General features: G+C 45.7%; 7 protein-coding genes and 1 pseudogene. 3 read left to right on the top strand and 5 right to left on the bottom strand.

The features are described 5' to 3' along the window. Positions 1-123 precede the first annotated feature (123 nt). The gene (locus Nant_RS00090; protein ID WP_054339608.1) at positions 124-2,016 is read right to left on the bottom strand and encodes a putative nucleotidyltransferase substrate binding domain-containing protein; all 1,893 of its coding nucleotides are present in this window, start codon (positions 2,014-2,016) and stop codon (positions 124-126) included. Positions 2,017-2,079: 63 nt separating this feature from the next. Next, positions 2,080-3,213, bottom strand: coding sequence for an FAD-binding oxidoreductase (locus Nant_RS00095; RefSeq protein WP_054339609.1), 1,134 nt, complete (start codon positions 3,211-3,213; stop codon positions 2,080-2,082). Between the two features lie 321 nt (positions 3,214-3,534). On the opposite strand from Nant_RS00095, the gene Nant_RS00100 reads away from it, so the two are divergent. Further along, a complete protein-coding gene (locus tag Nant_RS00100) occupies positions 3,535-4,812 on the top strand; it encodes an aromatic ring-hydroxylating oxygenase subunit alpha (protein ID WP_054339610.1) in 1,278 nt (425 codons plus the stop codon). Positions 4,813-4,942: 130 nt separating this feature from the next. Here the strand turns inward: Nant_RS00100 and Nant_RS00105 are convergent, their stop codons facing one another. After that, positions 4,943-5,602 carry an FMN-dependent NADH-azoreductase gene (locus Nant_RS00105; RefSeq protein ID WP_054339611.1) on the bottom strand — a complete coding sequence of 220 codons (660 nt, stop codon included), beginning with the start codon at positions 5,600-5,602 and terminating at the stop codon, positions 4,943-4,945. A 56-nt stretch (positions 5,603-5,658) separates the two neighbouring features. Between Nant_RS00105 and Nant_RS00110 the strand changes: the two genes are divergently transcribed. Continuing rightward, the gene (locus Nant_RS00110; RefSeq protein WP_238377028.1) at positions 5,659-6,612 is read left to right on the top strand and encodes a LysR family transcriptional regulator; all 954 of its coding nucleotides are present in this window, start codon (positions 5,659-5,661) and stop codon (positions 6,610-6,612) included. Between the two features lie 270 nt (positions 6,613-6,882). After that, positions 6,883-8,241, top strand: coding sequence for a Na+/H+ antiporter NhaC family protein (locus Nant_RS00115; protein WP_054339613.1), 1,359 nt, complete (start codon positions 6,883-6,885; stop codon positions 8,239-8,241). A 92-nt stretch (positions 8,242-8,333) separates the two neighbouring features. Here the strand turns inward: Nant_RS00115 and Nant_RS00120 are convergent, their stop codons facing one another. Continuing rightward, on the bottom strand, positions 8,334-8,531 hold the full coding sequence (locus tag Nant_RS00120; protein ID WP_054339614.1) for a zinc ribbon domain-containing protein: 198 nt from the start codon (positions 8,529-8,531) through the stop codon (positions 8,334-8,336). 176 nt (positions 8,532-8,707) lie between these two features. Then, positions 8,708-8,835 (bottom strand): annotated as a pseudogene (locus Nant_RS21640) (3'-5' exonuclease); the annotation flags it as partial.

An 8,835-nucleotide genomic window follows, 5' to 3' on the forward strand; every position in this document is an offset into this window, starting at 1 on the left:
GAAAATCACAGGCGGCCTCTGCTTGCTCATTGAACCTGAGCGACCAGTTAAGGCTGTGTTGATCTGTACTGTTAACGCGCGGCATTCTCAACCCCATGTATTATGGACAATTAAGCTATTCAGCTATGAAGGGTAGCGAAAGCGAAGAAAGCGCTGACTGTTACTCAACACCTGAAAAGCATCTTTCAGATTACGCCGTTCAAACTCAGATAAGTGCTCGGGTTCAATATTATTATCCGCTGTACGCCCCGCTTCAATATCCAGAGCCTGGTGCCTGATTCTGACCATCGAAATAAACTCCAATGCATCTTTCAGATCTGAAATGCGTCCGTCCGGGACAACGCCGCCTTTGATAATATCATCCAGCCTCTCAAAAGAGTTTCTGGCTTTGGAGCCTACCGCCAGCGCATGTACCCGAATGAGATCGGCTAAAGGGGCAGTGCCGCGGCGCTTCAAATTAATTGAATTACGATGTTGGCCATCTTGTTCCATCACAAAGTTTTTAAAGAAACCCAAAGGCGGTGTTCTGCTTAACGCATTGCGCGCCATACTGGCTAAAAAGCGCGGTTCGCGAGCTGCTTTTTGAGCAATAAAAAAATTGAGATGCTCAGCCCACTGGATTTTTCCCCACACGCCTTCCAGGTCAAAAAATATTGAACAGTTCAACAAGGCTTCCGGGACGGGATTATCCATCCAATCAGCAAAGCATACTTCCCACTCCTGTCGGGTTTTACGCCACCGCGGGTTCGTCGCCATAATCCCACCGGTACAGTAACTAAAACCACAGGCCGCCAACCCATCACAGACGAAATTAGCCAATGCTTCAAAATACTCCCCGTGCAACTGCGGATCATACTGATTATCCAGAATCAAGGCGTTATCCTGATCAGTAATAATCAACTGCTCATCCCGCGCCATTGAGCCCAACGCCAGAAAACAGTAAGGAATGGGCGGCGCGCCTAAATACTCCTCGGCCAATTCTAATAAACGCTGTTTAAAGCTACGCCCTATCACTGACATCGCACTGCCAATCATATGAGAGTTGGCGTCTTCATTGACTAAGCGCACAAAGCAGGACGATATCTCTTTAGATATTACATTAAGCTCTTCTACACTATTCTGACGAAAAACCGTACCCACCATATACAAGCTGCTTTGAGACTCGTAACGAACAATATCCGAGATCGCAATAACACCCACCGGACGGCCTTTATCCAGAATCGGCAAATGATGCAAATTATAGCGAAGCATACTCAGCATCGCCTCAAACGCATACGCATCCACATCAAGCGTTATCAGGTCAGTAGACATCACCTGATCTATGGTTGCATCTAAGGGATATCCTGTTGATACCACCCGCGTTCGCAGATCCCTATCCGTAATAATTCCCACCATCTGCTGCTCAGATCCGTCTTCCTTACTTTCAAAAGAAGAAGCAGAAACAGGAGACGCGGCATTCACAATCAACAAAGAAGAAACACCCTCCTCAGTCATTTTTTCTGCCGACTGGCGGATCGTAGCCTTGCTACTAATGGTGATGGGCTCTCGGGAGATCAGCATGGTCGCCTTGGAGACCATTAAACTATTACTATTTTTACCTGACACCGCATGCTGCAGGTTTGAGTGATCATTTATTTCTACAAAATAAGCAAACGTTTCAAACTCATCACATAATGAAATAAATACTGACTCAGGAATGAAGTAGATCAGAGAATCTTCTAGCGCCTTAACCGGCAAGCGGATGCTATTATTCATCAACAAGCCCATCTGCCCGAATAAGCCACCGGCACTGAGGCGATTATAGAGATCACCGTTACGCCGATAGATTTCAACTGAACCACTACGGATCATGCATAAATCGTGAATTTCATCACCAAAATTAAAAATACTGCTTTCAGCCCGGTAATAAGCAATTTCAACCTGCTGAGCAATATTATTAATCGTCTGCTCAGGCAATCCGCTAAAGGGTTGAAACTGCTTCAGAAATCCGACAATTTCTATATGTTCTGCTTCCATTATATTCTCTATAGTCGCTTCCGGCGTGAGTACAATATTTCAATAATTGCCCAATAAATATGATTAAAAATTCACAACCACATCACCCTTAGGCACACTGCAACACGACAAAATATAGCCCGCTGCAACATCGTCATCGGTAATGCCACCATTGTGCTCCATAGTCACTTCACCCGCAGTCACCAAAACTTTACAGGTACCACAAATCCCCATACCACAGGCTTTAGGTATATGCAGATCCAGCTTAGCGGCAGCCGCATGCACCGTTTCACCCGGAGCAATTTGTATGCTTTTACCCGTGTTAGCAAATTCAACACGCACCATATCAGCCTGAACAAGCGCATCAGTTTCTTCCTGTGCAATTTCAGCCTGCTCGATAGCATCTTCTTTAATATCAACAGGTGTAGCGCCAAACGACTCCTCATGGTAACGGCTCATATCAAAGCCATTGCTCTCTAACAATGTTTTGACCGCTTTCATATACGGCGTCGGCCCGCAGCAAAAAACTTCACGCTCCATAAAGTCCGGAGCCATCATCGCTAATTTTGACTGATCCAAATAACCACGATAGCCACTCCACGCCTGGCCACGCTCGACGCGTTCGCAAATAATATGCAATGTAAAATTTAAAATTCTTGAAGACATGTGCTCAAGCTCACGCTGAAACACGATATCTTTAGCAGTTCGGGCACTATGGACAAACACCATATCCACATCGGCGTTGGTATCAAAGTACCAGCGTGTCATTGACATAACCGGTGTGATACCGACGCCCCCAGAAAGGAACAGCACCTTATTGGCCGGAAAATCGATACAGTTAAACAGCCCAACTGGTCCATGCACGGCTAATTCAAGTCCCTCTTCTAAGTTATCATGTAACCAATTTGAGACCTGTCCACCGGGTGAACGTTTAACACTGATAGAAAAACTATAAGGTACCGATGGCGCACTGGAAATAGTATAGGAACGCATCACCTGCTGGCCGTCAATTTCCAACTCCAGCGTGACGAACTGCCCGGGCTTAAAAAAGAACATAACCGGCTGCTCTGCCATAAAGCAGAAGGTTTTTACATCCCAGGTTTCATCAATCACCTTTACACAACGTACATTATGACGACCATTCACCCATGTTTGCGTATTAACCGGTATGAATGAATCAGTGTTCGCCGCTACCGCTACCGCTGCTGGATTTGCCATCGATCTTCTCTCTATTATTCTTCGCATGAATGGAACGCTATAGGTGCATTTTCATCCCTCCTTTCATTACTCATTTAGCCAATAGCGACAAAAAATTGCTTATTGCGACACTTGTCTGATTTCACACCTGCTTAAGGTCGATTTATAGCTGCTTTCATGTCGTAAATGGTCAACCTACTCGCCCGTCATTGTAAGACGATTAGCATAAGGTCAATGCCGCTACGGTTAGTAGGGGCTCTACGCCGAAACGTAGCTGAAAATTTATGCACACTCTTAACCACACTCTTACGCACACTCTGGTGCAAGCAAGGATAAAAACAAATGAACCAGAACGATCTGCTTAATATCACCAGCGCCACTTACGCTGATGCACGGCAGGAAATGGAACAACTGTTGGAAGCGCGCGAACCGAATTACTCGCTACCACAACCGTTGTACAATGACCCACAGATGTTCCGCGTAGACATGGAAGAGATTTTCCAAAAAGAGTGGCTATTTGTCGGCATGACCAGTGAAGTCCCCTCAAAAGGCGACTATTTCACCGTAGAAATCGGCCAAAACCCTGTATTGATCGTGCGCGACGCACAAGGCAACGTCAACGCATTCCACAACACCTGCCGCCATCGCGGCTCACGTATCTGCACCGAACATCGCGGCAAAGTCGCCAACCTCGTATGCCCCTATCACACATGGACGTACGATCTGAAAGGCAACCTGCTCTTTGCCGGTTCCGAAATGAGCACAAGCTTTGACATGAAACAGAACGGCCTGAAAAAAGCATTCTGTAAAACGGCGGGCGGTTTCATTTTTATCAGCCTCGCTGCAGAAGAACCTCAAGGCGATTTTGACGAATTTCTCGCCACGCTAGAGGAGTACATGGAACCGTACGATGTTGAGAACACCAAACTAGCGGTGGAATCCAACATGTACGAAAAAGCTAACTGGAAGCTCGTTATAGAAAACAACCGCGAATGCTACCACTGCGCCGCCAACCATCCAGAATTGCTCAACAGCTTACTGGAATGGGATGACACCAATGATCCACGTGCACCGCAAGAATTTGTGGAGCACTACACCGCACAAGCAACCGAATGGGATGCAGAGGGCATCCCGCACGCCCACCGTAGCTTCGGCCCTGGCAAGCGCAACCGCATCGTCCGTATGCCATTGAAAAAAGGCACGCAGGCCATGACAATAGATGGTTCCGCAGCCTGCAAACAACTGCTGGGGCGCATCAAAAATCCAAAGCTTGGCTCTATGCGTATTCTGCACCTGCCGAATTCCTGGAACCATATGCAAAGCGATCACTTCGTGGTCTTCCGTGTATTGCCAATTTCCGCCCAGGAATCGCTGGTAACAACGAAATGGTTTGTACACAAAGATGCTGTCGAAGGCGTTGATTACGATGTCGAAAAACTGCGCCAGGTGTGGGATGCAACCAATGATCAGGACCGTGTGCTTGGAGAAGAAAACCAACGTGGTATTAACTCTATCGGCTATCAACCCGGACCTTACTCTGAAACGTATGAGTTTGCGCTTATCAATTTTATGGAATGGTACAGCGACACAATAAGAAAAAACCTCAATCAGAAAAAATAGTCTGAATCGGCAAAACTAAGACCTGATCTGACACCTGGTGTTAGATCAGGCTTACCGCCTGATCGCCACTATCTAAAACATCGAAATAAGCGCAGTTCAGCAACAGCACTCCATTAAAAAAACGCTCTATTCAACTCAACCTGTTTACCAGTTTGATAATCTCTTTTCGGGCATTGGCTAATGATTCCTGATGGCGACTGTCGGCAAATTCTTGATATTCAGAGCGTATTTCGTAGAAATTTTCAACACCCAAATACTTACTAATCACACCTATATGAGGCCCCAGATGATTCATCTGTTCTCTAACCCCGCCAGGATCAAAACCAAATTCACCACATGACGACAAAAGAATGAGTGTTTTACCCGACATGATGGGCTCTAGTGGAAAATCCCCTCTGGCAAGATCAAAAGTAAATGTTTCGTCGATACGTACTACCTGATCAAACCAGGCTTTAAGTACGGCAGGCATTCCATAATTATACATAGGAGCCGTAATAATAATCACATCGGCTTGATCAAGTTCGTCAATTAAACTATCTGACTCCTCCAACAAAGCATGCTGCTCTGGTGTTCTCCTTTCTTGAGAGGTGAACACCGATGCTATCCACTCCTGAGAAATAAATGAGGGTGGATTCAGACCAAGGTCTCTTTGGATCAAACTATCCGGATGATTACAACTCATCCATTCATCGACAAACCAACTGCCAAGTTGTTTTGAGATTGAGTTATAACGACTTTCACTGTTGTCGGTACGTCGTGCGCTACTGTCTATTTTCAGTAGATTTGTCATGATAAACCTCTGCATATGATGTACGAAAAGGCATATTTTCCATTTAAGGTTAATTATTGACAAACGATCATTTTCTCCTTATAGATGAAAATAACTTATCTATAAGACTGATCAGAATGTTTAACCGACTTCCATCACTAACCAGCATCAAAGTCTTTGAAACCGCTGCAAGATTAAAGAGCTTTAAAGATGCAGCCGATGAACTGAGCGTCTCACCCACCGCAGTTTCTCATCAAATCAAGAGCCTCGAAGACGCTTTAAAGATCAAACTATTCCTACGTCACACCCGATCAGTATCACTAACGCATGAAGGCGAACTACTCGCAACAACGGCTAACAGAGTACTGCGCGAATTAATGCATACTATCAATGAAATAACGACAAGCCCTGATACTTTACATATCGGTACGACAAATTCTTTTGCCGCTATGTGGCTGGTGCCAAATCTAGAAGATTTTCAGAACAATAACTCTGACATAGATGTTCAAATCAATGCAGATGACAATTTATATGATGTCGACAACGACAGGCGTATTGATATGGTCATTCGCTACGGAAAATTTAAAGATCAGCCGGGAGCAGAATTACTTATCCATGAATCCCCGGGCTGTTTCGCAACACCCACTTATTGGCAGCAACTTGCCAGCACAGATTGCTGGACGTTTTTATGTACGAAATGGAAAAACCAAAGCTTGCCAGAACAAAACGTCGAACAACTGCTTAATAAACTTATTCCCGGCAATAAGCAGTTCATCATCCGAAGTTTTAACGATGAAAATCAAGTTATTCAGGCGGCACTTACTGGTCAGGGCATCGCGATTATTGACGAGATTTTAGTACAAAACTCTCTGTCTAATGGTTGGTTGCTACGAGGATTTGAGGAAGTATCGAGTGCGCTGGCAGGTCTTGATTACTATTGCATAATCCCCGAAAGAAATAGGCACAATAAAGCGACTCTTTACTTTGTTAGCTGGCTACGAAATAAAATCACTTCTGATATAAAGCATTAAAAGGCTCAGGCGTTCACCAAGCTGGTTTTATCGCGCATATTCAAAAAAGATATCAAAAAAATATTTATTATAACTAAAAACTAACTTTCTATAGTAAATCAATATTAGCCTTAAAGCACTGATTCAGTATAATCCCGCCAACCATAGTGAGGCGGCCTACCCGGCACTAGCTTCACTCTACTTTCGACCTGCATTCCAAAAGCTTGGCAGGTTTTTTTCCTGACTGTTTATCCTCAGAATATAATAGTTTCTGCAATTCCGGAGTCTACAATGAGAGCTAACCCGCTCGCACTACTACCCTTATTACTGTTTCTAACTCTGTTTATCGGCAGCGGTGTTTACTATCAGTCAGCTAATGTTGAATACGCCTTCTATCAGATATCGGCCCCGGTAGCGATCTTACCTGCAATCGTTCTGGCATTAATGCTCAGCAGTGGTGAGCTGAACAAGCGGCTGGATACCTTTATCAAAGGCGTAGGCGACAGTAATATCATCATGATGTGCCTCATCTACCTGCTGGCTGGTGCTTTTGCCAGCGTCGCCAAAGCAGTAGGTGGTGTCGACGCTACGGTAAACTTCGGCTTAAGCATTATTCCGTCAGAACTGGTACTGCCCGGCCTGTTCGTCATTACCGCGTTTATTGCCACCGCTATGGGCACCTCTATGGGCACCATCGCAGCGATGGCGCCTATCGCATTAGGGCTTAGCGACGTCAGCGATCTATCAACCCCTCTGTGTATTGGTGCTGTAGTAGGGGGCGCGATGTTCGGAGACAACTTATCTATCATCTCCGATACTACCATTGCTTCGACCCGCTCACAGGGCTGTGATATGCGTGACAAGTTTCGCATGAACTTTAAAATTGCCGTACCTGCTGCACTCGTCACGCTGATCTGGTTATATCTGCAAGGTGTTAATGCCAATATTACCCAGGCAACTGATTATGAGCTCATCAAAGTGCTGCCCTATATGGCTGTGTTGGCACTGGCGTTATCCGGTATCAACGTTCTGCTGGTGCTGTTTAGCGGTATATTGCTGGCGGGTGCGATCGGCTTAGGCACACTGCCTGATTACTCTGTCGCACTGTTCTCCAAAGATATTTATGCAGGCTATACCGGCATGCAGGAGATCATGATTCTGTCGATGCTTATCGGTGGTCTTGGCGCGCTGATGAAAGCTCAGGGGGGGCTGGAGTTTCTCGCCCAACAGATTGAGCGCTTAGGCTCTAAGGGCAACAACACAGCTCCGAGCAGCCGCGCTGGCGAAGCGACTATTAGTGCAGCTGTCGCACTAACCAACGTCTGCACCGCCAACAACACCGTCGCCATTATTATCTGCGGAAGCCTGGCCAAAGATATCGCCAAACGCCAAAACGTTGATCCTCGACGCAGCGCTTGCCTGCTGGATATCTTTTCCTGTGTGGTACAGGGCCTGCTGCCCTACGGCGCTCAAGTATTACTGGCCGGCTCTATCGCCGGGCTATCACCCTTGGTGGTCATAGGTAATATTCATTACAGCTGGTTATTGGGTATCGTGGCACTCGGTACTATCATTTTCAGAACCAAAGAACAGAAAGCTGAAGGTGCTATTATTACTGAAATGGCAACCGCTACTGAAGCAATCAAATAGTATCGCTACTGTATAACAGCCACTGACTAAGGGATGTGAAAACCACAGCAACGCGACGGTTTTACATCCCGCTGCCGGGTCTCGCTATGGGGTTAGATTGTTTCATTTTCAGAGCGCACTGATATTGAATAACTACCCTCTGTTGATATCGCGACTGCAACCGTGATCGGCTGACAACACACCTGACAATCTTCTATAAACTCCTGGCTTTCATCCAGAACTTCAACGGTTACACTAATTTTTTCCGCACAATAAGGGCAATACACCGAGGTTTCTAAAAGTTCATTCACTGTAGTCTCCCTGAATAATTAAGAACACAAACTGCTATTAAACAGCCTAGCAGCTGAGAGCTCTGTCACTCAAGCTATTGGTCTGGGCAGGTCGTCTGCTAAATATGATCTGATCTCATATTTTGACCCCGTGTTTTACTGTTACACAGAAGCTATCGCCACAACTATCTCCACAATTATCTCCACAGCTCAGAAATAGGCGTATCCGGCGAATATCGATTGGCTATCTGAGCTTGGAGTAATTCCGCTGTAGCAATCGCATCCGTCAATGCTTCATGCTGTTTGTAAAAAGGCAGGTTATACC

The organism is Neptunomonas antarctica, assembly GCF_001305295.1.
Classification (GTDB): domain Bacteria; phylum Pseudomonadota; class Gammaproteobacteria; order Pseudomonadales; family Balneatricaceae; genus Neptunomonas; species Neptunomonas antarctica.